Annotated in this window: 26 protein-coding genes; 16 read left to right on the forward strand and 10 right to left on the reverse strand. The window is 59.0% G+C overall.

The window, feature by feature from the left end; translation table 11 throughout:
* The first annotated feature begins 37 nt into the window (after positions 1-37).
* The 3 genes from queC to queE are packed head-to-tail and all read left to right on the forward strand — an operon-like array spanning position 38 to position 1,856.
* A complete protein-coding gene (queC, locus tag DOU54_RS16640) occupies positions 38-748 on the forward strand; it encodes a 7-cyano-7-deazaguanine synthase QueC (RefSeq protein WP_004438501.1) in 711 nt (236 codons plus the stop codon).
* Positions 748-1,104, forward strand: a complete 357-nt coding sequence (queD, locus tag DOU54_RS16645) for a 6-carboxytetrahydropterin synthase QueD (RefSeq protein WP_004438504.1) — start codon at positions 748-750, stop codon at positions 1,102-1,104. Before queC ends, queD begins: the two co-directional genes overlap by 1 nt.
* Positions 1,101-1,856, forward strand: coding sequence for a 7-carboxy-7-deazaguanine synthase QueE (gene queE / locus DOU54_RS16650; RefSeq protein ID WP_035211066.1), 756 nt, complete (start codon positions 1,101-1,103; stop codon positions 1,854-1,856). The genes queD and queE overlap by 4 nt, the downstream gene beginning before the upstream one ends.
* A gap of 241 nt (positions 1,857-2,097) precedes the next feature.
* On the opposite strand, the gene DOU54_RS16655 is transcribed toward queE, so the two are convergent.
* The 6 genes from DOU54_RS16655 to DOU54_RS16680 all read right to left on the reverse strand — a co-directional run bounded on the left by DOU54_RS16655 (position 2,098) and on the right by DOU54_RS16680 (position 8,179).
* The gene (locus DOU54_RS16655; RefSeq protein ID WP_004438510.1) at positions 2,098-3,147 is read right to left on the reverse strand and encodes a Gfo/Idh/MocA family protein; all 1,050 of its coding nucleotides are present in this window, start codon (positions 3,145-3,147) and stop codon (positions 2,098-2,100) included.
* Between the two features lie 18 nt (positions 3,148-3,165).
* A complete protein-coding gene (locus DOU54_RS16660; protein ID WP_113731670.1) occupies positions 3,166-3,951 on the reverse strand; it encodes a ThuA domain-containing protein in 786 nt (261 codons plus the stop codon).
* A gap of 55 nt (positions 3,952-4,006) precedes the next feature.
* On the reverse strand, positions 4,007-5,035 hold the full coding sequence (locus DOU54_RS16665) for an ABC transporter ATP-binding protein (RefSeq protein WP_113731671.1): 1,029 nt from the start codon (positions 5,033-5,035) through the stop codon (positions 4,007-4,009).
* 10 nt (positions 5,036-5,045) lie between these two features.
* Positions 5,046-5,879 (reverse strand): carbohydrate ABC transporter permease, encoded by an 834-nt coding sequence (locus DOU54_RS16670; RefSeq protein WP_004438518.1) that lies wholly within the window; start codon positions 5,877-5,879, stop codon positions 5,046-5,048.
* Positions 5,876-6,850: a carbohydrate ABC transporter permease gene (locus DOU54_RS16675; RefSeq protein ID WP_004438520.1), complete on the reverse strand. Its 975-nt coding sequence runs from the start codon at positions 6,848-6,850 to the stop codon at positions 5,876-5,878. The genes DOU54_RS16670 and DOU54_RS16675 overlap by 4 nt, the downstream gene beginning before the upstream one ends.
* Positions 6,851-6,913: 63 nt before the next feature.
* Positions 6,914-8,179, reverse strand: coding sequence for an ABC transporter substrate-binding protein (locus tag DOU54_RS16680; RefSeq protein ID WP_113731672.1), 1,266 nt, complete (start codon positions 8,177-8,179; stop codon positions 6,914-6,916).
* Positions 8,180-8,448: 269 nt separating this feature from the next.
* On the opposite strand from DOU54_RS16680, the gene DOU54_RS16685 reads away from it, so the two are divergent.
* The 3 genes from DOU54_RS16685 to DOU54_RS16695 all read left to right on the forward strand — a co-directional run bounded on the left by DOU54_RS16685 (position 8,449) and on the right by DOU54_RS16695 (position 10,221).
* Positions 8,449-9,462, forward strand: a complete 1,014-nt coding sequence (locus DOU54_RS16685; RefSeq protein WP_044459944.1) for a substrate-binding domain-containing protein — start codon at positions 8,449-8,451, stop codon at positions 9,460-9,462.
* Positions 9,463-9,635: 173 nt separating this feature from the next.
* Positions 9,636-9,833, forward strand: a complete 198-nt coding sequence (locus DOU54_RS16690; protein WP_006698591.1) for a hypothetical protein — start codon at positions 9,636-9,638, stop codon at positions 9,831-9,833.
* A gap of 229 nt (positions 9,834-10,062) precedes the next feature.
* On the forward strand, positions 10,063-10,221 hold the full coding sequence (locus DOU54_RS16695) for a hypothetical protein (protein ID WP_004438532.1): 159 nt from the start codon (positions 10,063-10,065) through the stop codon (positions 10,219-10,221).
* Here DOU54_RS16695 and DOU54_RS16700 read toward each other — a convergent pair.
* Entirely contained in the window at positions 10,218-10,802 is a 585-nt protein-coding gene (locus DOU54_RS16700; RefSeq protein ID WP_112636129.1) for a DNA-3-methyladenine glycosylase, read from the reverse strand. The two genes, DOU54_RS16695 and DOU54_RS16700, sit on opposite strands and share 4 nt — an antisense overlap.
* Before the next feature lie 92 nt (positions 10,803-10,894).
* Here DOU54_RS16700 and DOU54_RS27500 point away from each other — a divergent pair, with 92 nt between their 5' ends.
* From DOU54_RS27500 to DOU54_RS16720, 4 genes are all read left to right on the forward strand, one after another.
* Complete coding sequence (locus DOU54_RS27500) at positions 10,895-11,293, forward strand: hypothetical protein (RefSeq protein ID WP_034498252.1); 399 nt, start codon at positions 10,895-10,897, stop codon at positions 11,291-11,293.
* Positions 11,290-12,075, forward strand: a complete 786-nt coding sequence (locus tag DOU54_RS16710; RefSeq protein ID WP_004438541.1) for an SDR family oxidoreductase — start codon at positions 11,290-11,292, stop codon at positions 12,073-12,075. The genes DOU54_RS27500 and DOU54_RS16710 overlap by 4 nt, the downstream gene beginning before the upstream one ends.
* A 175-nt stretch (positions 12,076-12,250) precedes the next feature.
* On the forward strand, positions 12,251-13,306 hold the full coding sequence (locus tag DOU54_RS16715; protein ID WP_035211054.1) for a L,D-transpeptidase family protein: 1,056 nt from the start codon (positions 12,251-12,253) through the stop codon (positions 13,304-13,306).
* 19 nt (positions 13,307-13,325) lie between these two features.
* On the forward strand, positions 13,326-14,111 hold the full coding sequence (locus DOU54_RS16720; protein WP_113731673.1) for a L,D-transpeptidase: 786 nt from the start codon (positions 13,326-13,328) through the stop codon (positions 14,109-14,111).
* A 167-nt stretch (positions 14,112-14,278) separates the two neighbouring features.
* On the opposite strand, the gene DOU54_RS16725 is transcribed toward DOU54_RS16720, so the two are convergent.
* The 3 genes from DOU54_RS16725 to DOU54_RS16730 form a co-directional block, all read right to left on the reverse strand.
* Positions 14,279-14,581, reverse strand: coding sequence for a DUF982 domain-containing protein (locus tag DOU54_RS16725; protein WP_004438551.1), 303 nt, complete (start codon positions 14,579-14,581; stop codon positions 14,279-14,281).
* Positions 14,582-14,695: 114 nt separating this feature from the next.
* Positions 14,696-14,863 carry a hypothetical protein gene (locus DOU54_RS27505; RefSeq protein ID WP_193603383.1) on the reverse strand — a complete coding sequence of 56 codons (168 nt, stop codon included), beginning with the start codon at positions 14,861-14,863 and terminating at the stop codon, positions 14,696-14,698.
* A gap of 176 nt (positions 14,864-15,039) precedes the next feature.
* On the reverse strand, positions 15,040-15,567 hold the full coding sequence (locus DOU54_RS16730; protein WP_113731674.1) for a DUF4142 domain-containing protein: 528 nt from the start codon (positions 15,565-15,567) through the stop codon (positions 15,040-15,042).
* 284 nt (positions 15,568-15,851) lie between these two features.
* On the opposite strand from DOU54_RS16730, the gene DOU54_RS16735 reads away from it, so the two are divergent.
* From DOU54_RS16735 to DOU54_RS16760, 6 genes are all read left to right on the forward strand, one after another.
* Positions 15,852-16,136 carry a hypothetical protein gene (locus tag DOU54_RS16735; RefSeq protein WP_072493583.1) on the forward strand — a complete coding sequence of 95 codons (285 nt, stop codon included), beginning with the start codon at positions 15,852-15,854 and terminating at the stop codon, positions 16,134-16,136.
* 210 nt (positions 16,137-16,346) lie between these two features.
* Entirely contained in the window at positions 16,347-17,126 is a 780-nt protein-coding gene (locus tag DOU54_RS16740; protein ID WP_006698586.1) for an ABC transporter ATP-binding protein, read from the forward strand.
* A 23-nt stretch (positions 17,127-17,149) separates the two neighbouring features.
* Positions 17,150-17,923, forward strand: a complete 774-nt coding sequence (locus DOU54_RS16745; RefSeq protein WP_072493582.1) for a transporter substrate-binding domain-containing protein — start codon at positions 17,150-17,152, stop codon at positions 17,921-17,923.
* A gap of 19 nt (positions 17,924-17,942) precedes the next feature.
* On the forward strand, positions 17,943-18,665 hold the full coding sequence (locus tag DOU54_RS16750) for an ABC transporter permease (protein WP_006698584.1): 723 nt from the start codon (positions 17,943-17,945) through the stop codon (positions 18,663-18,665).
* Positions 18,666-18,677: 12 nt separating this feature from the next.
* Positions 18,678-19,367 (forward strand): ABC transporter permease, encoded by a 690-nt coding sequence (locus DOU54_RS16755; RefSeq protein ID WP_064263132.1) that lies wholly within the window; start codon positions 18,678-18,680, stop codon positions 19,365-19,367.
* Positions 19,368-19,384: 17 nt separating this feature from the next.
* Complete coding sequence (locus DOU54_RS16760) at positions 19,385-20,311, forward strand: homocysteine S-methyltransferase family protein (protein WP_112636717.1); 927 nt, start codon at positions 19,385-19,387, stop codon at positions 20,309-20,311.
* Positions 20,312-20,518: the final 207 nt, after the last annotated feature.

A 20,518-nucleotide genomic window follows, 5' to 3' on the forward strand; every position in this document is an offset into this window, starting at 1 on the left:
TCGCAGCCCACCCGGTCAAAACAAGGGATCCCAACTTATGAAAACCATCGTCATCTGCTCCGGCGGATTGGACTCCGTTTCGCTTGCGCATAAAATCGCCGCGGAACATGAACTTTTAGCTCTCGTCTCCTTCGATTATGGCCAGCGCCACAGGAAGGAACTGGATTTTGCCGCCGATTGCGCCAGACGGCTCGGCGTGCCGCATCATGTCATCGACATCAGAACCATCGGCGCGCATCTCACCGGTTCCGCACTGACCGACGATGTGGAGGTGCCTGATGGCCACTACGCCGAAGAGACCATGCGCTCCACCGTGGTGCCGAACCGCAATGCCATCATGCTCACCATCGCTTTCGGCCTGGCTGCCGCGCAACAGGCGGAAGCAGTGGCGATTGCCGTTCATGGCGGCGATCACTTCATCTACCCGGATTGCCGGCCGGGCTTCATTGACAGCTTCAACGCCATGCAGGCGCATGCGCTTGAAGGCTATGCTGATGTGAAACTTTTTGCGCCCTACGTCACCGTTTCCAAGGCGGCCATCGTGACCGATGGCGCGAAATATGGAACGCCCTTCGGTGAAACATGGTCCTGTTACAAGGGCGGCTTGCGTCACTGCGGCCGCTGCGGCACCTGCGTGGAGCGGCGCGAAGCCTTCCATCTTGCCGGCGTCACCGATCCGACAGACTATGAGGACCCGGATTTCTGGGTGGCCGCGACCCATGCTTTCGCGGCGCAGGAGGTGCGTTGATGTTCCGCATCACCAAGGAATTTCACTTTTCCGCCTCGCACCAGTTGAAAAGCCTGCCGTCGGATCACCAGTGCAATCGGCTGCACGGGCATAATTACATCGTCGAAGTGGAACTGTCAGGCGAAGAGCTGAACGAGCACGGTTTCGTGCGCGACTATCACGAGCTCGCACCGTTGAAGCGCTATATCGACGATCATTTTGATCATCGTCACCTGAATGATGTCCTCGGCCATGACCGGGTCACGGCGGAATGCCTGGCGAAGCATTTCTATGACTGGTGCAAGGATCGTCTGCCTGAAACTAGTGCCATCCGCGTCAGCGAAACCGCCAAGACCTGGGCAGAATACCGGCCATGACGGCGGCCCGACAAAAGAGTGCAGCGAAGGACACCACGATCCGCATCAGTGAAATCTTCGGCCCGACCATTCAGGGCGAAGGTCTGCTGATCGGTCTGCCGACGGTTTTCGTTCGCACTGGCGGCTGCGACTATCGCTGTTCCTGGTGCGATACGCTGCACGCGGTCGATAGCGATTATCGCGACACGTGGAAACCGATGCCGGTCGATGCAATCTGGCAGGAGGTGCGGCGGCTTTCCGGTGGGGTACCGCTGACGGTCTCGCTGTCTGGCGGCAATCCGGCCATCCAGCCGCTTGGGTCGCTGATCGCAAAAGGGCACGTTGAAGGCTATCGTTTCGCGCTGGAAACGCAGGGCAGTATCGCCAAAAACTGGTTTGCCGATCTCGACCATCTGGTTCTGAGCCCCAAGCCGCCATCGAGCGGCATGGGAACGGACTGGCAGGCTTTCGAAGACTGTCTTGCCGCTGCCGGCGAGGGGCCGCAGGTGGCCCTGAAGATCGTGGTCTTTGACGATGCGGATTACGCCTATGCCAAAGCGGCATCCGCGCGTTTCCCGTATTTGCCGGTTTACCTCCAGCCCGGCAACCACACCCCGCCGCCGCCGGATGATGACGATGCGCGTGTCGATATCGATGGTGTAATGGAGCGGATGTTGTGGCTGGTGGATAAGGTTAGCGAAGATCGCTGGTTTTCCGCCCGCGTGCTGCCGCAGCTGCATGTGTTGTTATGGGGGAACAAGCGCGGGGTGTGAAGTTGCGCGGGAGTGAAATTCCACGCTTTAGTTTGCATCCTCAAGAAGCGCACAATGTATTGAGCGAGTGTAAGCCGCTTGTTTCTTCTCCCCGAGGGGGAGACGTCCGCGGCAGCGGGATGAGGGCGCGAGCTCTCCGAAATCCGGCAATGTTGCCCCCTCATCCGACCCTTCGGGCCACCTTCTCCCCTCGGGGAGAAGAAACCTGCGGCAAAGTGATGCCGCAGGTTGTTCTCTCACATCAAGCCGAAACGGCCAACTCGCGTCTCTCCCGATCCGCAATGATCGACAGATCGAGTACCTTCTGCAGATTGGCGGCGTGGCGGAAGTCGGGATCGGCGACGCCGCCTTCCATCACGGCCTTGGCGAATTTTTCGTAGTTCGTCGGCACGGGATCGACATCGATCGTCTTCCAGATCGCCTTTTCCACATCCTCGCCGATGCAGGCACGCAGGCTGGAATAGTCGGGCGTGTGAATGACTTCGAGTGCGCCCTTGTCGCCGTGGATGCGCAAACGAAGTTCGTTGAGGTGGCCCGTCGCCCAGCGGCTGGCATGAATGACGCCCATGGCGCCGTTTTCCAGTTCGGCCGTCATGGTGAAGCTGTCATTTGCATCCAGATCGTAAGCGCCGATCTTGTTGCCCTCATATTTGTCGAAGGTCTTCAGCCGAGTGAAGATTCGTTGCACATCGCTGCCTGCGCCATAAGAGGCGAAGTCAAGTATGTGGATGCCGACATCACCCAGCACGCCGTTCGAGCCATGCTTGGTGGAAAGCCGCCACAACCACTTGCTCTCCGTCATCCAGTCGCCCCAGGCCTTGGAAACGAGCCAGCTCTGGAGATAGGAGGCTTCCAGATGGCGAACCTTGCCGATCTTGCCGGCCAGCACCATCTCGCGCGCCGCCTGCAAGGGGGCGACGTTGCGATAGGTGAGATTGACCATGGCAACGAGGCCGGCCTTTTCGGCCGCGTCGGCCATTTCGGCGGCATTCGCGTAGTTTTCCGCCAGCGGTTTTTCGCAGAAAACGTGCTTGCCCGCCGCAAGCAGCTTCAGGCTCGTGGGGTGATGGATGGCATCGGGTGTGACATTCGCCGCCGCATCGAATTCACCCCAGGCAATGGCGTCATCCAGCGAAGTGAAAGAGAGCGGGATGTTATGGCGCAGCGCAAAGGCCCGTGCCACCACGTCGTCCACATCCACCGCCGCAACCAGTTCGACGCCGGGGATCTGAGAGAAATATGTGGCATGGTTGTTGGCCATGCCACCGGTTCCGAGAATGAGAAGTCTCATGCCAGTATCTCCAAGCCCTTACCTGTAACCTGCTTCGCCTGCCTTATGCAGCTTGGGACCACGTTCTTCGATAGGCTCGAGCGCCTTATCGACGGGAACATTCGGCGCGTCGTGAATACTCTTCAGAGCGCCGACCGGATTATAGGCCCATTTTACAGAATTGCTGATGACCTTCTGCACATTGGCGTCGTGATAGGTCGGATAAGTTTCATGGCCAGGGCGGAAATAGAAGATACTGCCGGCACCACGACGCCAGGTGAGACCCGAACGGAAAACCTCACCGCCCTGGAACCAGGAGATGAAGACGGTCTCGAGCGGCTCCGGTACGGAAAACTGCTCGCCATACATCTCCTCGTTTTCCAGCTCGAAATGCTCGGGCAGGCCGGCGGCGATCGGGTGGCGGGGATTGATGGTCCACAGGCGTTCGCGTTCGCCCGCCTCGCGCCATTTCAACGCGCACGGCGTACCCATCAGGCGCTTGAACGGCTTGGAGAAGTGGCCGGAATGCAGGACGATCAGGCCCATGCCTTCCCAGACGCGCTTGGCGACGCGCTCCACAATGTCATCCTGAACTGCGCCGTGGTCCTTGTGGCCCCACCAGACGAGAACGTCGGTCTTGTCGAGGCGCTCCTGTGAAAGGCCGTGCTCCGGCTCCTGCAGCGTGGCGGTGGTGGCGTTAATCTCGGGATTTTGGTTCAGCGCATCGGCGATGGTGTTGTGCATGCCGTTTGGATAGATCGAACGCACCGTCTCATTGATGTGTTCGTGAATATTTTCGCCCCATACAACGGTGTTGATGGTCATTCTCATGCTCCTTGGTGAAAGCCGGCTACTTGGGTTGTCCCGGCGGAAGTTAGGTTCAGGCGGCGCCGCGAGCAGGGTTGCGGGCAATGGCCCGGCCCTCGGCGTCAAAACGGTGGATCTGCGCCGTATCCGGCACGATGGTGATACGCTCGCCCGCCTTGCGGCCGGTCACGCCCTCTTCACGTACGACAACGGGCTCGCCGGCGCCGATCTCGACATAGATGTAGCTGTCCGATCCGAGCATTTCCGAATGCACGATTTCTCCACTCCAACCGCTGCCGTCGCTGGCGATGGTGATGTGTTCCGGCCGGACACCGATCGTTTTTGCGCCTTTTGATTCCGCATACTTGCCTGCCAGGAAGTTCATCTTCGGCGAGCCGATGAAGCCGGCGACGAAGGTGTTGACAGGACTTTCGTAAAGCTCGAGCGGCGTGCCGATCTGCTCGACCCGACCGTCGCGCAGGACGCAGATGCGGTCGGCGAGTGTCATCGCCTCCACCTGATCGTGGGTGACGTAGATCATCGTCGTGTCATGCATCGAGCGATGCAGCTTGGCGATCTCGAGACGCGTGGCCACGCGCAGCGCCGCATCGAGGTTGGAGAGCGGCTCGTCAAACAGGAAGACCTTCGGATCGCGCACGATGGCGCGGCCGATGGCGACACGCTGGCGCTGGCCGCCAGAAAGCTGCTTCGGCAGGCGCTCCAGATAGGGCGTGAGCTGCAGCATCTCCGCTGCCGCTTCGACGCGCTTCTTGCGCTGTTCTTTGTCTGCGCCAGACAACTTCATGCCGAAAGCCATGTTTTCGAACACGGTCATGTGCGGATATAGCGCATAGGACTGGAAGACCATGGCGACGCCGCGTTTGGCGGGCGGCAGGCGGTTTACTGTCTCACCGTCGAAGGAGAGCGTGCCGCCGGTGATTTCTTCCAGCCCGCATATGAGGCGTAGCAGCGTGGACTTGCCACAGCCTGAAGGGCCGACAAAAACCATGAATTCGCCGGAGCGGATATCCATGTCGATGCCCTTGATGACATCGAAGGCGCCAAAGGATTTGCGAAGATCGCGCAATTGAATGGTGGTCATGATGTTTCTCCTAGCCTTTGACGCCGCCGGCCGTGAGGCCGGAGATGATGCGTCGCTGGAAGATCAGAACGAGGACGACGAGGGGCGCGGTAACGATGACGGACGCGGCCATGATCGTTCCCCAGGGAATTTCGAACTGTGAGCCGCCCGACAGCAGCGCGATGGCGACCGGCACCGTGCGCTGCTCGTTCGATGAGGTGAAAGTGAGCGCGAAGAGGAACTCGTTCCATGCCGCGATGAAGGCGAGGAGCCCCGTCGTGACGAGCGCCGGCCACATCAAAGGCATGAACACCTGTGTGATGATGACCCAGGGCGATGCGCCGTCAACGATGGCTGCTTCCTCGATTTCGATCGGCAGGTCGCGCATGAAGGTTGTCAGGACCCAAACCGTGAAAGGCAGGGTGAAGATCATATAAGAAAAGATCAGCGCCAAGGGCGTGTTGAAGATGCCCGCCCAGCGGATCAGTTCAAACAGGCCGGCGAGAACGGCAATCTGCGGGAACATCGAAACCGACAGAATGGTGAGCAGCAGCAACGCGCGGCCCCGGAAGCGGACGCGAGCAAGCGCATAGGACGCGGTGACCGCCAGAAACAGCGACAGGATGACGACGGATGATGCAACAAGCAACGAATTGCCGAGATTGCGCAGGAACGTGCCGTTGCCAATGACGAAACTGTAATTGGTGAGCGAAAATTCGCGCGGCCAGTAATTAACCTGGAACAACGCCGAGCCCGATTTCAGACTGGTCAGGATCGCATAATAAAACGGGAATACCGAAATCACCATGATGACGGCGACCAGCGCATAAAAGGCGGTGGTCTTCAGGATGCTGGGCAAGGTCATCGCTGGGCTCCATCGGTGTTGACACGCCCGAGCCACATATAGATGACCGTGATCGAGGCGATGATGAGGAACAGCATGGTGGAGGCAGCGGCGCCATAGGCGAACTTGTCGAAATCGAACAGATTCTCGCGCGCCAGCACCGACATGGTGCGGGTCTGGGCATTATTCGGCGTCAGGATGTAGATGAGGTCGAAAACGCGCATCGCATCCAGCATACGGAAGATGACGGCGACCATCAGGGCAGGACGGATCATCGGCAGGGTAACGCGGAAGAACACCTTCACGGGGTGGATGCCATCCACCTTGGCCGCTTCATACATGTCCTTCGGCACCATTTGCAGACCGGCGAGAATGAGCAGCGCCATGAAGGGCGTGGTCTTCCAGATGTCGACGATAAGCACGGCGATCATCGCGGTCTCGGGGTTGGCGGTCCAGGCGATCTTGTTGGAGATCAGGCCTAGATTAAGGAACAGGTCATTCAAGATGCCGAACTGGTCGTTCAGCATCCACGCCCACATTTGCGCAGAGACGATGGTGGGAATGGCCCATGGCACAAGAATGGCAGCGCGCACGAGGCCGCGTCCCTTGAATTCGGCATTCAGCACCAGAGCGACGATGAGGCCGAGCACCGTTTCGAGGCTGACCGAGACGATGGTGAATTTCAGCGTGTTGAGAACCGCCCCCCACCATGCGGGGTCGGCAAGCAGGCCTCGATAGATCGTGCGGCCGCTGCTGAGCGTGATCCAGGTGAGATAGTTCTTGAGGCCGACGAATTGTGCTCCCTCCAGATTGGTGAGCGAGGCGTCGGTGAGGCTGAACCACACGGTGCGCACGAGCGGCCAGCCCGCCACCAGCGCCAGCACGAGAAATGTGGGGGCAAGGAACAGCCAGGCGGATTTCAAGCGTTCTGACTGTAGATCGGAACCTGTGCCGGATGCCGTGACCGGTCTTTGAAGGGCGATGTCGTTCATGGGGATATCTCGCGGTTGGGGCGCGGGAGACGATCAGGCGAGACCGTTCCCGCGCGGGCCGGATTACCAGCCGTTGCCTTTGAGATCGGTCAGTTCAACCTCGAGAAGCTCAAGATTTTCAGCGGCCGTGCCGTTGCCGGAGAGCGTGTTGTGGACCGCACCCCAGAACTTGGCCGAAACCTCGTTATATTTCACCTTGGCCGAGGCGGAAGGACGCGGGACGGCGGTCTGGAAGATCGGCTTCCATGTCGGCATGAAGGGCTGCGCGGCCGCAACATCCTTGTCGTCGTAAAGCGAAGCGATCGTCGGCATGTTGGAAAGCTGAACGGCGCGCATCTTCTGGGTTTCCTTGGATGCGATAAACTTCACGAGCTCAATGGCAGCTTCCTGGTTGGCTGAATATTTGGATACGGCGAGATTCCAGCCGCCGAGCGTTGAGGCCGGTGCCTCGCCCTCGGCGCCAGCCGGGAGCGGTGTTACGCCGAACTTGCCCTTGATGGCGCTGTCGTCGCCATTGCCGAGCGCGTAGGCGTAGGGCCAATTGCGCATGAAGACGGAGTTGCCGGTTTGCCAGACGCCGCGCGCTTCCTCTTCCTTGTAGGCAAGCACGCCCTGCGGCGCGATAGTGCCGACCCATCCCTTGGCAATTTCGATGGCGGCAGCAGCCTTTTCATTGTTGACGGAGATATCGCCATTGCTTTCGACAATATGGCCGCCGCCGGCGGAAGCAATCCATTCCAGGGCATTGCAGGTGAGGCCTTCATAGGCGCTGCCCTGGAAGACAAAACCCCAGAGGTCCTTCTGGCCCGCTTCACGCTCCTTGTCCTGGATTTCCTTCGCGGTTTCGCTCAGCTCCTTCCAGGTTTTCGGCGGTTGCTTGCCGTATTTTTCGAGCAGGTCCTTGCGATAGAACAACGCGGGCGCGTCTGTGAACATCGGCATGGCGACGAGTTTGCCGTCCACGGTTTGCGATGCGACGATGGAGGGGAAATGATCTCCGATGACATCCTTGGTCGCCGCGGTCAGGTCCACGAACTGGTCGGCAAGCTGCGGCGCCCAGATAACGTCCGTCTGGTAGACATCGACGTCCTTGTTACCCGCGGCAAGCCACAGCCGGTACTGGCTGAACTGCTCGCTGGAGGATGATGGCATGGTGACGAGATTGACCTTGTGGCCGGTTTGTTTTTCGAAAGCCGCAATGCGTTCTTTGAAGAATGCGACGTTCTTGCCGGTGGAATTGGCGGCGATGGAAATCTCGGCCGCCTGCGCGGAAACGGCGGCGGAAAGTACGCTGCCGCACAGGAACAAAGTCTTCATGGAAATATTCATTGTCAAACTCCTCCGTTGACGCTCCCGATTGTCCTCAAAATTGAAAGCGTTTTTGACTAAAAGGAAGCTCGCAAAAGCCGGGCAATCTGTCAATACTCTTTCTAAACGAGCGAAAATCGGGCGTTTTTGCCTGCAAATTTTCACTATTTGCCTTTCAAGATGATGGACTGTAAGGTTTCAGGTGGGAAGAAATTGAAATCGTTTTCAATTTTTGTCGACTTGAAAAATCCGCAGCGGCGACGCATGCAGGGGCGAATTGGCAAAAAAACATGAAGCTCAAGGAATTCGCAGAAAAGGTTGGCCTGTCGCCCACCACCGTTAGCAGAGCGCTGGGCGGCTATCCCGAAGTGCGTGAGGAAACGCGTCAGCGGGTCATGGAGGCTGCGCTCAAATACGGGTATTTGCCGAATGCCAATGCCGTGCGGCTGGCAACCGGCAGGGCCGGCGCCATCGGTGTCGTTATGGGCCGGTCGGGCGGAGGACATTTCTTTTCGGAATTCATGGGCGGCATGGCCACCCGGCTGGAACGGGAGGAGACCGACATTCTCGTCAGCGTGACAGTTGACAACAATCTCGATGAGGAGCTGGCTATTTTCAGCCGGCTGGCGGCGAGCGGTCGTGTGGATGGCATTATCGTGCACTCACCGCGTCCGGAGGATGAGCGTATCGCGCTGCTCAACCGGCTCGGCGTACCCTTCATCGTGCACGGGCGCTCAAAGACACCCTTCGAACATGCCTGGCTCGATATCGACAACCATGATGTGACCTATCGCCCGACGATCCATTTTCTCGAGCGCGGCCACCGTCGTATAGCCCTCATCAATGGGCCGGTCGGACGAACCTTCGTACGGGATCGTGAACAGGGTTTCCGCGAGGCGCTGGCTACCCACGGCATTACGCCCGATCCGCGCTTCATGATGAATGAGCACTTCAGCGAAGAGACCGCGTTCCGCTTCGCCCGTTCGCTGCTGGAGCAGACACCGCGCCCGACAGCCTTTGTTGCGGGTGCCATGATGACGGCACAGGGCGTCTACCGTGCTGCGACCCAGATGGGGCTGACAATCGGCAAGGATGTTTCCGTCATCGCCCATGACGATGTGTTTCCTTACCTCACGCCTGAAAGCATGATGCCGCCGCTTTCCACCACCCGCTCGCCCATGCGCATGGCAGGAATAAGGGTGACAGACCTTCTTCTGCAGATCATCGGCGGTCGCCCCGTCCGCGAGGTTCAGGAACTGTGGCCTGTGGAGCTGATTTTGCGAGAATCGGTCGGCCCTGCCTGAGCTTTGGGCCATAGCTCACTGATTCCACTCCATTTTGTGAACGCCGATTGAGAACGTTCGCCTTTAGTCATCTATACGACAGCATCGTCTCATGTATAATCGGAAGGGTATCGGGTTCATGGAACAGAGACCCGGACCGGCGCGTTGAGGGACGTGTCGATGGAGGACGATGGATGTTTGAATTTCTAAAACCGCAACAGCAGCCTGTAATCGATGACGTCGAGGCGACCGGCACCTATGCCGATGCGTTGCTCAACGTAACGAGCCCGGAATTGACACGTTCCACGGCGCGCGAACACGGGCATGAAGCCCATTCACGCGATTATTGTGAAAATCGCGACATTTCCCGTAGCGCTCTCGGTTTTGCCTGAGCGATCACAAAATCTTCCTCGACAAAACGGAACGGACGGACCGCGCCTGCGTTTCCTTCCTACGACCCGCAGGGCGGCGCAACTTGATCCAGAGGACCTTCCCGGCTTTATGACCGATGGGCGAACTGGGTGTTGCGCCGTCTGAGTGGCGGCGTTGCAACGCAGTGTCGCGATAGATCAAGAGCAGCGACTTCCGTGAGGTCCGCCGCGCTGACATCAGGAGACCGCAATGACGACAATTCCGGTTGAGCCCTATCCGGAACCGCCGATGCCGGTTCCACCCCAGCCCGACATCCCCCCGATCAAAGAGCCGGAGCCCGATCGTTTGCCGGACGAGGTGCCCACACCCAATCCCGACGAAAACGACGAGCCCCCGAAGGTGTTTTAGGCCGGATCGGGTGACTCGAATTTTTTGCTCACAAAAGGTGAGTGCGCGAGTCCGAAACGCCAGGGATAATCGATCGCTCGGCTGATGCCGATCCGCCTGCCGATGCTGACGGCGGTTGCCGTTTTCGGCAGCTGCAGGAAAAAAGGTGGCGCCTCGAGCGCGGCGCCGTCCATTTCTCCCGTGATGGCCATTGCCTGGCAAAGCCTTCCCGGGCCGGAGCATAGGAGTCTGAGTTTGTCAGTTCCCCGTCGCAGTTTCATCATGTCGATACCGGCTCGCGGTTCGATCGCGCGAAGAAGAACGGCTGAACCCGGGGAACAGACGAAGTTGGCGCACCAGTGAATGCCGTAGGACCGGTAGACGTAGAGACGTCCGGCCGGCCCAAACATTGCCCGGTTGCGCGGGGTTTTCCCATTGAAACTGTGCGACGCCGGATCATCTGGATGATAAGCTTCGGTCTCGACGATGACGCCGCCGGTATTGCCGACGCGAAATTCCGCTCCGATGAGCGCGCGGGCGACATCCACTGCGTCGCGAAGGAAAAAACTCTTGTCCATTTCCGGACCAAAGACCTGATTCATCGGAACCCCTTCCACGTTATGTCGTTCTGAAGTGAGCTTTTACTCATTTCCCGCATCGGCCTTGTCGATGAATTCCAGCCGGAGGGCATGTCATGCAACTTTCGACGACTTATGTAAAACGCAATGACGGATCTATCTCCGTCGAGTTTGCCGGCAGCGACGGCGATCACGTTTCGGTTCGCCTTGCCGATGGCCTGGAAGGGATCGACGACGCGGAAGCGATTAAACGGGCGAGCGCCGTGATGGTCCAACTCACCGCATTTGGAACGCGCCAGGGTGCCGACGCACCCTCGCAATTTTCCCGCCTTGGAACGGCTCAGAATGATGGAACGCGCGAGCAGGGTGAGCGCGTGCAGGCGAGCGCCCGGACCGCGAGGGACCGTGACGTTCTGGAGGAGGAGCTTGAAGAGGGGCTGGAGGACAGCTTTCCGGCCAGTGATCCCGTCTCGGCGACCGTTACCTCCATCGCCTCGCGAAAAGGGGGGCTGTGACATTGACTGTTCGTAAAGTCGCTCTCGTGACTGGGGCCGGTTCAGGTATCGGGCGCGCCGCCGCCCTTCATCTCTCTACCCAGGGTTTTTCGCTCGGGCTGCTCGGGCGCACGCAATCCGAACTGGAGGACGTTGCCGACGACATTACCGCCCGTTCCGGCGCCTCGAAAATTCTCATCGCCGACGTGTCGGATGAGGAGGCCATGCGGAGCGCCGTTGCAGCGCTGGTGGAGGATTTTGGCCGCCTTGACGTCGTGGTGGCCAATGCTGGCGTCAACGGTGTCTGGGCGCCTATCGATGAACTCAAACCCTCGGAGTGGGACGACACGATACGCATCAATCTCCGCGGCACCTATCTCACGGTTCATGCCAGCGTGCCACATCTGAAGGCGGCAGGCGGCGGTTCCATCGTCATTGTCTCCTCGATCAACGGCACGCGCACCTTCACTTCGCCCGGCGCGACCGCCTATTCGGTCACAAAGGCAGGGCAGCTTGCCATGGCACAGCAACTGGCGCTGGAGCTTGGGCGGCACCGCATCCGCGTCAACGCAGTGTGCCCGGGTGCGATCAAAACGGCAATCGACGAGAATACGAAGATACGCGCACGGGAAAAAACCGAGGTGCCGGTTCGCTTCCCCGCGGGAGATATTCCGGTGACGGGCGGTGTGGCGGGAACGAGCGAGGATGTCGCCGAGCTGATCGGTTTTCTCGCCTCCGATGCGTCCCGCCACGTGACCGGCACACCGGTCTGGATCGACGGCGGCCAGGGGCTTCTTCGCTAGATGCTTCTCCGGCGTCATGCCCGGAGACCATCACGGGCTTGTGTCCCTATGATTAACGAAAGGGTAACGTCTGTTCACGAGACTTTGTCCATGGATGAGGTTGCCGTGTTGTGGCCACCTTCGATAGTTAAGCGTCTGCCGGAAAGGCGGGCAAATCAGGCGGGCAGAAATATCCATGGGTATGCAGGCTGTGCTGAACTTCGCGGTGGCGGGGTTGCGGCAAAAGTTCAAGACGGGGGCAAGACTGGCTGCGGTCATCGCGATCGGCGGTAGCCTTGCCGCGTGCACCTCAATGGGTCTCGACAGCGTGAAAAAAGACCCGCCGAAGCTGTCGTCCAAGATGATGGCGCAGATGTCAGCCAAAAGCATGCGTCCGGAAAGCCCGGTTCTCGTTCGCATCTTCAAGCAGGAGAGCGAGCTCGAGGTCTGGAAGATCGACAAGACCGGCAATTATGCGTTGCTGAAGACATATCCCATGTGTCGCTGGTCCGGAAAACTCGGGCCGAAGATGAAAACGGGAGACCGTCAGGCGCCGGAGGGTTTTTATCATGTCTCGGCCGGCATGTTGAACCCGAATTCGCAATATTACGTCTCATTCAATCTCGGTTACCCCAACCGGCTGGAATCCGCGCTCGGCTATACCGGCGAGGCGCTGATGGTGCACGGCGCCTGTTCGTCTTCCGGCTGCTACGCGATGACAGACGCGCAGGTGGGTGAGATCTATGCCATTGTCGCGCGTGCGCTGCAGGGTGGGCAGGACCGCTTCCAGGTCCAGGCCTATCCCTTCCGCATGACCGCAAGGAACATGGTGGCGCACCGGAACGACCCCAACATGCCCTTCTGGAAGACGCTGAAGGAAGGTTACGATTATTTCGAGGTGACGCGCCGCCAGCCCAAGGTCTCCGTCTGTGGCCGCCGTTATGTCTTCAATAGTGAATTTGCCGAAGGCGAGCCTGCCGATCCGCTGGCAGCATGCCCGCCGGCCGTCAACCAGAATGACCCGCTGGTGGCATCGAGGCTGGCCGAGGAGCAACAAAAACTTGCCGCGGCGATGAGCGAGGGAACTTCCGCCCCCCTCAGCGCGTATGTAGACGGCGGCATGCATCCGAGCTTCCGGGCCATACTGAAATCGAGCGGCGCCAAGGCAATGGCATCGCAGGTTTCCGGCACGAAGTACCCTATAAGCCGCCCCGAGGCGGCGCTGGCAGATCCCTTTGCCAGTGTGAGATGACGTAAATGAGGTTTTTCAATTGAATGAGACGATGACGACCCGGCGGGGTTTCCTGCTTGGAGCAGGCGGTTTGGCACTGGCCGGACTTGCGGGTTGCAACACCACGGCACGTGAAACTGCGAGGCCGGCCGCTCCGGCGGAAGATCCGATGTACGCGCTGATGTACGGTCCGAAACCGGACGAGCAGTTCCCGCTGCCGGAAATTCCCTATAAGCGCATTCCGCGCCAGTTCCTGCGGCAGATGGTGGCGAACCCGACCGGCGAGCGTCCCGGCGTGATCGTGGTCGATACTGCCAACCATTTCCTTTATCTGACCTATGAAAACGGGCAGGCCATGCGTTACGGCGTGGGTCTTGGCCGCGCAGGCTTCGAGTGGTCGGGCCGCGGCGTCATTCAGTACAAGCGGCAATGGCCGCGCTGGACACCGCCAGACGAAATGATCGCCCGTCAGCCGGAGCTGGAGCCTTATAGCAGCCGCAATGGCGGCATGGAGCCGGGCCTCAAGAATCCGCTCGGTGCGCGTGCACTGTACATCTTCAAAGATGGCAAGGACACGATCTATCGTCTGCACGGCTCGCCCGAATGGTGGACAATTGGCAAATCCGTGTCTTCAGGCTGCGTTCGCCTGCTGAACCAGGACATAATCGATCTCTACAATCGCGTGCCAGATGGGACGCCGATTGTGGTGACAGCGCTCGGTCCCGCACAGCAGGGTGTGCCGATTGGTCAGGAAGGCGTGCCTGTCGCGCAATATGGCAATGGCGCGGTCGGTGACGGTTTGTCACAGCCGATGCAGACCTACTGACCTAAGAGAGAGGTGGGGCCGCCGGCAACGGCGGCTCAACCGCGTGGGGCGGTCCGCTGTCGGTATCATTCATGGCGTTGTACCTCCCAGGTAAACGACGCAGCACGTTACCGGTGCCCCGCCGGAACAGCGGGGCTTAGCCAGGGAATGTGTTCTGGCACAGCCCTCTAGCCGACTGCGCGGCTCATGGGCAACATTTCATCGAAATGGACCGGACCGGCCATAACCAGCGGCATGCTCGCCTCAAGGCAGGCGGAGATGAATGCTTCCCGTGCCACTTCCGCGGCTTCGAGCCTGGACAGCGCGGCGCGGCATTTTTGCACGGCGCGCTTATAGCGTTCACCACGGCGAAGCGGCCATTCGTTTTCCAGAAAATCCAGGGCGTCGTAAACGCTGAGAAACGATCTCTCAAGGCCGCATTGCATGCGCACCCGAACAGGCGCTCTAAACAAAACTTCCGGGCTGTTCATCTTTACCTCCAATCTTAAACAACCAGATCAAGAAGCCTGAAAAATATTGGAGCGGCGGCGCCCCGGATCAAGATCGGAAACACAAATTTTCGCTGCGCCGATAAGCGTCGGCACCTAGCATTGTTCTTTATCCTCCCTATGCGGACAGCGCTTCATCATTTTGTCGATGGCCGCCCTATCACCTGCAAACCGTTCAAACAGTTCTGCCGCCTGCACCAAGCCCGACGCATGTACTTCCTGAATCTGTTCGATAGTGTAGTTTAGGGTGTTCGCATCGTTCATTTTTCAGCCGTCCTTCTTGCGACGAACGCGCGGAGGATTGTGAAGTTCTGCTGCCGGGATCCTGCCTGAAGAATTTCGCCGGCGCGCCGCCTGATCAAATCGCACGTCCGGGTGCGAGCCTAGCCGTGTCGCGCCAGCTTCTCCCTCACACAAAGATCACCAGCAGCCATCTATCGTCAGTTTTTGTCGAGGCCCTGGGCCATTTCCAGATGATGCTGGAGCGCCGGTAAAGTTTTTGCCGCCCACGCCTTAAGCTCCGGATTATCGCCGCCCTCGGCGTAGCGCTTGAAAAGATCAACGGCGTCTTCATGCGCATCGACCTGATCATCGATATATTCTTCGTTGAACTCGTTGGCGTCGAGTTTTGCGAGGTCGTCTACTTCTTCCTTGTGATCATCTGTCAGAGCGGTGACCGGTGTCCCGTTCACCTTGCCGCCGGATAACAGGGTTTTCAGTTCCGAACTGGTTTTCTCATGCTCGGTGATCATTTGCTGCGCAAAGGCTTTGGTTTCCTCGTTCCCTTTGGTGAGGGCGAGTTTGCTTGATTCAATTTCGAAGATATCGCTTGCCGAGGCCTGCAAGATGAAATCCTCGGTTTTTGGCGCGACGCCAAGTGCGGAATTGACGCCGGTGGATTCCGTCGCGGATTGCGCCAAAGCAGTTCCGGCGACGAGTGCGAACGCGAGGGAAAAAATGGTCTTCATTGTTGAGCCTCCTGATGGTTGAGGCACCACCAACCGTGATGGGCAAGAAATGTTCCTCGGGGTGAAAGAAAAGCCAGCTTGAACGGCGTTGCCGGTTGCCGGAGTTGACGCATCGCCTCGGGATAATGTCCATGCGAGGGGGGCACTCTGTACGGGCCAGAATTCAGGGGTCGACTTCGATCCGAATGATGCTATGGTTCATACATTGCTACCAACCGAATTCGTAGGCGGTGGCAACGGAGGGTTACTATGTGCTCCCGCCTGCTTTTTGCGGAGATGCACATATGTTGCATCCGTCAAATTTCGAATATTGTCTGCTACGACGAATTCTCGTTCGTTGGGCCGCCCGTTTCACATCAGATGAGACGTTGCAGGCCAAACTCGTGGAAAAGACGATACGCAAAACTCTTCAGGATTTTCTGCTGAAGGATGATGGTGCAGCCATCGACCTCGAGTTGCTCGCGACGATGCGCCGGTTGGCGTTATGCGAGTTTGGTGTGAAAAGAGATCAGCAAAATCAGGCGCCGCCGGTTGACGTGGCCGAAGGACGCGGCGCATCTCCGCAATAGCGGTATCTCCGCAGTGATATCTCTCCGACTGCGCCATAGGGCGGAACGGAGAACGGTGGCCGGATAACGGCAGTTGGCCGCAATTTTCTTTCTTTTCCGTTGTCGGGAATGTTTTTTCCTTTCCGCGACGCAATAGAGCGGTTATTTCCGCGTCAGAAAACGCGCACCTTGCTAGATGTGCGCAGCTATTGACATGACCCGGGCCCTTTGATGACGACTGACGTTCCCTGCGCATTGGCGGTTGACGATATCCACAAGAGCTTTGGTTCTCACGAGGTTCTGAAAGGTATTTCGCTCAAGGCGCACAAAGGGGATGTCATTTCCGTCATTGGCTCCTCAGGCTCCGGCAAGAGCACCTTCCTCAGATGCATCAATTTCCTCGAAGTTCCGGATCGTGGCCGCGTGATCGTGAATGGCGAGGAAGTGGCCGTGAAGTACGGTCGGGACGGCAATGCCATGCCGCAGAGCTGGCGCCAGGTGGAGCGTTTGCGCACCGGTCTTGGCATGGTCTTTCAGAATTTCAATCTATGGGCCCACCGCACTGTACTTGAGAACATCATAGAAGCCCCGGTGCATGTGATGGGCGTGAAACGTGCGGAAGCCATCGAGAAGGCTGAAGCACTGCTGCACAAGGTCGGGCTTTACGCGAAGAAGGATGCTTATCCGGCGTTCCTGTCCGGCGGTCAGCAGCAGAGGGCAGCCATAGCCCGCGCGCTCTGCGTGGAGCCGGCGGTGATGTTGTTCGACGAACCCACCTCGGCACTGGACCCGGAGCTGGTCGGCGAGGTGTTGAAGGTGATCCGTGATCTCGCCGAGGAAGGCCGCACCATGCTTCTGGTGACACATGAGATGCGTTTTGCGCGCGATGTGTCGAGCCATGTCATGTTCCTGCATCAAGGCCGCGTGGAAGAAGAAGGACCGCCGGAACGGGTCTTCGGCAATCCTCTGAGTGCAAGGTGCCGGGAATTCACCGGCGCGCTCGCGAGCTGATTTTTTCGTAACAGGAGATTTAAATGAAATTCTTCGCCTCAATGCTGGCCGGTGCGGCTTTCGCGCTGTCCGCTTTCTCCGCCAGCGCAGACGTCCGCTTCGGCGTCATGAACGAAAGCTATCCGCCTTTCTTCGCGCAGGACGCCAGCGGCAAGTGGCAGGGCTGGGAAATCGACCTGATGGATGCCGTCTGCGCCGAGATGAAGGAGAAATGCTCCATCGTCGCGCTATCCTGGGACGGTCTCATTCCCGCGCTTGAGAGCAAGAAATTCGATGTGATCTGGTCTTCCATGTCCAACACGCAGGAGCGCCAGAAGGTGATTGGCTTCACCGACAAATATTACAATACCCCGAGCAAGCTGATCGGGGCCAAGGACGGAAAGCCGGGGGCAACGGCTGAAGACGTGAAAGGCAAGACCATCGGTATCCAGGTCGCCACCATTCAGTCTGCCTATTATGCAAAGTATTTCAAGGATGTAGCCGACGAAAAAACCTACCAGACGCTGGATGAGGCGTTTCAGGATCTGGCTGCGGGTCGTATCGATTACGTCTTTGGTGACTCACTTGTTCTCGACACGTTCCTGAAAAGCGATGCCGGCAAGGATTGCTGCGCGGATGCCGGCAATGTTGCTGACGACCCGGAAATCCTCGGACTTGGCGTTTCAGGTGGCGTACGCAAGGACGACAACGAACTGAAGCAGAAGCTGAACGCCGCCATCGCCGCCGTCCGCGCCAGCGGCAAATATGATGAGATCACCAGGAAGTACTTCAGCTTCGATATCTACGGCGCGAAGTAATCCGGGTCGGGTTCGGCAGATGGCAAGCCTGGATACAATGTTGCAGCTTCTGTCACCCTATCCTCCGGGATGGGGTGGTACCCTGTTGACGGGTGCTGCAGCGACGCTTGCCATCTCGGCCGGGGCCTATCTCATCGGCATCGTCATCGGCATGGCGGGCGCCTTGGGCAAGCTTTCGGGCAACCGCGGGCTCGAAACCGTCCTCAATCTCTACACCACGCTCATCCGCTCCGTGCCGGAACTGATCCTGATTGTAGGGCTTTATTATGCCGGAACCGACGGGCTCAATCGCCTGCTGCAGCTGGCCGGATTGCCGGTGCTCGAGGTCAACGGCTTCATAGCAGCAGTGGCGGTTCTGGGCTTCGTGCAGGGCGCTTACATGACGGAAGTGCTGCGCGGGGCGATAATGGCGATCCCCAACGGCCAGATCGAAGCGGCGAGGGCTTTCGGCATGTCTCCCCTCCTGCGGTTTCGCCGTGTCGTTCTGCCGGCGCTTTTGCCCAATGCTCTGCCGGGGCTTTCCAACCTGTGGCTCGCCGTCACCAAGGACAGTGCGCTTGTCGCCGTTGTGGGGTATCAGGAACTGGCGCTCGCGACCCGGCTCGCCGGTGCAAGTACCAAGCAGTATTTCCTGTTCTTCATGGCTGCGGCCCTGATGTATCTGGCGATCACCCTCGTCTCCAATGTCATCTTCAGGCAGATCGAACGGCACGTGCGCCGTGGTCAGCCCAGTCTGGCGTGAGGGAGATTGGCGATGGATTTTTCCTGGGTCGGGAAATACTGGCCGCTTCTTCTCTCCGGAGCATGGCAGACGATCGCCCTGCTCGTGATCTCCGTCTGCTGCGGTTTCGTTCTCGCCATCGGACTTGCCTTCGCGCAGGTCAGCGGCGGCCGAATGATCCGGATTCTCGCGCGTGGTTATTGCACCTTTTTTCGGGGCACGCCGCTGCTGATACAGCTCTGGCTGCTCTATTACGGCGTGGGGTCGCTCTTGCCCATGGTGCCGGGGCTGCGGCAAAGCTTTCTGTGGCCGGTGCTGCGCGAAGGTTTCTTTTTTGCGGCGGTCAGCTTCACGCTGAACTACGCAGCCTATGAAGCCGAAGTTCTTCGTGGTGCGTTGCTGGGCGTTCCGAAAGGCGAACTCGAGGCGGGCAGGGCCTTCGGCATGAGCCGGTTCACGCTGGCGCGCCGCATTTGGCTGCCGCGCGCGATCCGCGCGGCGCTGCCGACGATCGCGGGTGAAGTGGTGATGCAGCTGAAAGCCACGCCGCTTGCGTTCACGGTGACAGTCATGGATCTTTACGCCGTCGCCTACAAGGTGCGGCAGGACACGCTGCTGGTCTACGAGCCGCTTTTCGTCGTGACGATTTTTTATCTCATCCTCACCGCCATCATTGCCCGCTGCTTCGGTTTCATCGAGGCGCAGGTGCCGGTGCGCCGATAGCCTATCAAGGAGTTCTCATGAGCGATATTCGTATTCTGGACGGTGGCATGAGCCGTGAATTGCAGCGGCTGGGCGCTGAACTGAAGCAGCCCGAGTGGTCGGCGCTCGCGCTCATCAACGCCCCGGACATCGTCCGCCAGGTGCATGCGGAATTCATCGAGGCCGGCGCGGATGTGGTGACCACCAATTCCTATGCGCTGGTCCCTTTTCATATCGGCGAAGACCGGTTCAACAAAGAAGGTGCTTCACTGATCGCCCTTTCCGGTCGCCTGGCGCGTGAAGCGGCGGAGGCTTCGAAGCGTAATGTGGCCGTGGCCGGCTCGCTTCCTCCGATCTTTGGCTCCTACGAGCCAGAAAATTTCGATCCCTCTCGCGTTCAGGACTATCTGAAGGTGCTGGTCGAAAATCTTCAGCCACATGTGGATGTCTGGCTTGGAGAGACCCTGAGCCTTGTCGCTGAAGGTGAGGCGGTGCGGCAGGCGGTGGCCGAGACGGGCAAGCCTTTCTGGATTTCCTTCACACTGAACGACGAACCCGCTCAGGTGAACGGTGCGGAGCCCAAGCTGCGTTCCGGCGAGACCGTGCGCTCCGCCGCCGAATGGGCCGCCGGATCAGGTGCCACAGCGCTGCTCTTCAACTGCAGCAAGCCGGAAGTGATGAGGGCTGCCGTGGAAACCGCAGCCGCCGTCTTCAAGGAAAAGGGTGTTGCTCTGGATATTGGCGTCTATGCCAATGCCTTCGAAGGCGAACAGGGCGACTCCGCCGCCAATGAGGGGCTGCACGGCACGAGAGCGGATCTGACCGGTGATGTCTATTCCCGCTTCGCCTGCTCCTGGGCAGATGCGGGGGCCACCCTGATCGGTGGCTGCTGCGGTATTGGCGCTGCGCATATCCATACGGTTGCCGATACGCTTCGCCGGCGCGGCGCTGGCAGAACGATCTGAAAAGAGAGCCCCCTTGTCGAAAAGGTGCGTGCCATCGCCAGCCGCCTGGCCAAGCTCAAGCGCCGGTCCCGGCTGCATGGTGATCTGACAGGGCACATATGGCGTCCAACGGGCGAGGGCGGCCTGCGCTCGATTCAGGAACATTCCATGTTACTGGTAGAAAAGTGAAAAAGGCTGCAATTTAGATTGCAGCCTTCCTGTTAAATA

The sequence above is a fragment of the Agrobacterium sp. MS2 genome, from assembly GCF_003261015.1.
Lineage (GTDB): Bacteria > Pseudomonadota > Alphaproteobacteria > Rhizobiales > Rhizobiaceae > Agrobacterium > Agrobacterium pusense.

What these genes read in the sequence shown, in the direction of transcription:
- DOU54_RS16730 (WP_113731674.1), bottom strand. Translation starts at nt 15,567, where the DNA reads ATGAAGACCATTTTTTCCCTCGCGTTCGCACTCGTCGCCGGAACTGCT.
- queD (WP_004438504.1), top strand. Translation starts at nt 748, where the DNA reads ATGTTCCGCATCACCAAGGAATTTCACTTTTCCGCCTCGCACCAGTTG.
- DOU54_RS16680 (WP_113731672.1), bottom strand. Translation starts at nt 8,179, where the DNA reads ATGAATATTTCCATGAAGACTTTGTTCCTGTGCGGCAGCGTACTTTCC.
- DOU54_RS27505 (WP_193603383.1), bottom strand. Translation starts at nt 14,863, where the DNA reads ATGAACGATGCGAACACCCTAAACTACACTATCGAACAGATTCAGGAA.
- DOU54_RS16755 (WP_064263132.1), top strand. Translation starts at nt 18,678, where the DNA reads ATGGATTTTTCCTGGGTCGGGAAATACTGGCCGCTTCTTCTCTCCGGA.
- DOU54_RS16725 (WP_004438551.1), bottom strand. Translation starts at nt 14,581, where the DNA reads ATGAACAGCCCGGAAGTTTTGTTTAGAGCGCCTGTTCGGGTGCGCATG.
- DOU54_RS16665 (WP_113731671.1), bottom strand. Translation starts at nt 5,035, where the DNA reads ATGACCACCATTCAATTGCGCGATCTTCGCAAATCCTTTGGCGCCTTC.
- DOU54_RS16740 (WP_006698586.1), top strand. Translation starts at nt 16,347, where the DNA reads ATGACGACTGACGTTCCCTGCGCATTGGCGGTTGACGATATCCACAAG.
- DOU54_RS16660 (WP_113731670.1), bottom strand. Translation starts at nt 3,951, where the DNA reads ATGACCATCAACACCGTTGTATGGGGCGAAAATATTCACGAACACATC.
- DOU54_RS16750 (WP_006698584.1), top strand. Translation starts at nt 17,943, where the DNA reads ATGGCAAGCCTGGATACAATGTTGCAGCTTCTGTCACCCTATCCTCCG.
- DOU54_RS16735 (WP_072493583.1), top strand. Translation starts at nt 15,852, where the DNA reads ATGTTGCATCCGTCAAATTTCGAATATTGTCTGCTACGACGAATTCTC.
- queE (WP_035211066.1), top strand. Translation starts at nt 1,101, where the DNA reads ATGACGGCGGCCCGACAAAAGAGTGCAGCGAAGGACACCACGATCCGC.
- DOU54_RS16685 (WP_044459944.1), top strand. Translation starts at nt 8,449, where the DNA reads ATGAAGCTCAAGGAATTCGCAGAAAAGGTTGGCCTGTCGCCCACCACC.
- DOU54_RS16690 (WP_006698591.1), top strand. Translation starts at nt 9,636, where the DNA reads ATGTTTGAATTTCTAAAACCGCAACAGCAGCCTGTAATCGATGACGTC.
- DOU54_RS16760 (WP_112636717.1), top strand. Translation starts at nt 19,385, where the DNA reads ATGAGCGATATTCGTATTCTGGACGGTGGCATGAGCCGTGAATTGCAG.
- DOU54_RS16675 (WP_004438520.1), bottom strand. Translation starts at nt 6,850, where the DNA reads ATGAACGACATCGCCCTTCAAAGACCGGTCACGGCATCCGGCACAGGT.
- DOU54_RS16655 (WP_004438510.1), bottom strand. Translation starts at nt 3,147, where the DNA reads ATGAGACTTCTCATTCTCGGAACCGGTGGCATGGCCAACAACCATGCC.
- DOU54_RS27500 (WP_034498252.1), top strand. Translation starts at nt 10,895, where the DNA reads ATGCAACTTTCGACGACTTATGTAAAACGCAATGACGGATCTATCTCC.
- DOU54_RS16700 (WP_112636129.1), bottom strand. Translation starts at nt 10,802, where the DNA reads ATGAATCAGGTCTTTGGTCCGGAAATGGACAAGAGTTTTTTCCTTCGC.
- DOU54_RS16715 (WP_035211054.1), top strand. Translation starts at nt 12,251, where the DNA reads ATGGGTATGCAGGCTGTGCTGAACTTCGCGGTGGCGGGGTTGCGGCAA.
- DOU54_RS16695 (WP_004438532.1), top strand. Translation starts at nt 10,063, where the DNA reads ATGACGACAATTCCGGTTGAGCCCTATCCGGAACCGCCGATGCCGGTT.
- queC (WP_004438501.1), top strand. Translation starts at nt 38, where the DNA reads ATGAAAACCATCGTCATCTGCTCCGGCGGATTGGACTCCGTTTCGCTT.
- DOU54_RS16670 (WP_004438518.1), bottom strand. Translation starts at nt 5,879, where the DNA reads ATGACCTTGCCCAGCATCCTGAAGACCACCGCCTTTTATGCGCTGGTC.
- DOU54_RS16745 (WP_072493582.1), top strand. Translation starts at nt 17,150, where the DNA reads ATGAAATTCTTCGCCTCAATGCTGGCCGGTGCGGCTTTCGCGCTGTCC.